Origin of the sequence: Flavobacterium sp. MMLR14_040 (genome assembly GCF_033657265.1) — a bacterium.
GTDB lineage: Bacteria > Bacteroidota > Bacteroidia > Flavobacteriales > Flavobacteriaceae > Flavobacterium.
The window spans coordinates 2,923-4,109 of sequence record NZ_JAWVWO010000037.1 but is presented as its reverse complement, the minus strand read 5'-3'; the positions used below and the strand labels follow the sequence as shown (position 1 = coordinate 4,109).

The window sequence follows — 1,187 nt, the reverse complement described above, 5'->3', positions numbered from 1 at the left end:
GTGTCGGGAACTCTAACAAGACTGCCAGTGCAAACTGTGAGGAAGGTGGGGATGACGTCAAATCATCACGGCCCTTACGCCTTGGGCTACACACGTGCTACAATGGCCGGTACAGAGAGCAGCCACTGGGCGACCAGGAGCGAATCTATAAAACCGGTCACAGTTCGGATCGGAGTCTGCAACTCGACTCCGTGAAGCTGGAATCGCTAGTAATCGGATATCAGCCATGATCCGGTGAATACGTTCCCGGGCCTTGTACACACCGCCCGTCAAGCCATGGAAGCTGGGGGTGCCTGAAGTCGGTGACCGCAAGGAGCTGCCTAGGGTAAAACTGGTAACTAGGGCTAAGTCGTAACAAGGTAGCCGTACCGGAAGGTGCGGCTGGAACACCTCCTTTCTAGAGCCCCAAGTGTTAGTGGAAACACACGCTGGGGAAAAAAGATGATTTTATTGAAAGTTCTGAATTGAAAGATTCAATTACTCTTGCTGTTAGTTCAAATAATAAATTTTAAGTAAAACAGAGTCTCGTAGCTCAGCTGGTTAGAGTACTACACTGATAATGTAGGGGTCGGCAGTTCGAGTCTGCCCGGGACTACTTTTTAACTTGAAAAAAGGAAATTCTGGAAGTTGGAATTCACCAAAAGAAATTAGAGAAGAATTAAGAAATCTAAAATCTGAATTCTACAATCTAAGATTGAAAAATTGGGGGATTAGCTCAGCTGGCTAGAGCGCCTGCCTTGCACGCAGGAGGTCAACGGTTCGACTCCGTTATTCTCCACTGGTTTACTATAAAGATAGTAAATAAAAGTTCATTGACATATTGAGATAAGAAAATAATAAAAAGTAGAAAGCGTTTTTTGTTATAGTAGCAATACAGGTAACAAAAGACAAAAAAAAACGGTCTTAATTAATTTTAAGATTGGTACAATAAGCAAAATAAGGGCGTATGGGGGATGCCTTGGCTCTCAGAGGCGATGAAAGGCGTGATAAGCTGCGAAAAGCTGCGGGGACGGGCACACACCGATTGATCCGCAGATACCTGAATGGGGCAACCCACTATGTTGAAGACATAGTACACCGATAGGTGGGCAAACCCGCTGAACTGAAACATCTAAGTAGGCGGAGGAGAAGAAAACAAAAGTGATTCCGTAAGTAGTGGCGAGCGAACGCGGATTAGCCCAAACCAG

General features: G+C 45.6%; 2 tRNA genes and 2 rRNA genes (2 of these 4 only partly in view). All 4 read left to right on the top strand.

Annotated features, from left to right (window positions below):
- A 16S ribosomal RNA gene (locus SD960_RS23660) occupies nucleotides 1-397 on the top strand; it begins 1,214 nt to the left of the window's first position.
- Between the two features lie 124 nt (nucleotides 398-521).
- Nucleotides 522-595 (top strand) — tRNA-Ile (locus SD960_RS23655).
- A gap of 109 nt (nucleotides 596-704) precedes the next feature.
- Nucleotides 705-778: transfer RNA gene (locus SD960_RS23650), tRNA-Ala, on the top strand.
- 147 nt (nucleotides 779-925) lie between these two features.
- A 23S ribosomal RNA gene (locus SD960_RS23645) occupies nucleotides 926-1,187 on the top strand; it runs 2,636 nt beyond the window's last position.
- The 16S and 23S rRNA genes sit together here with 2 tRNA genes alongside, the layout of an rRNA operon.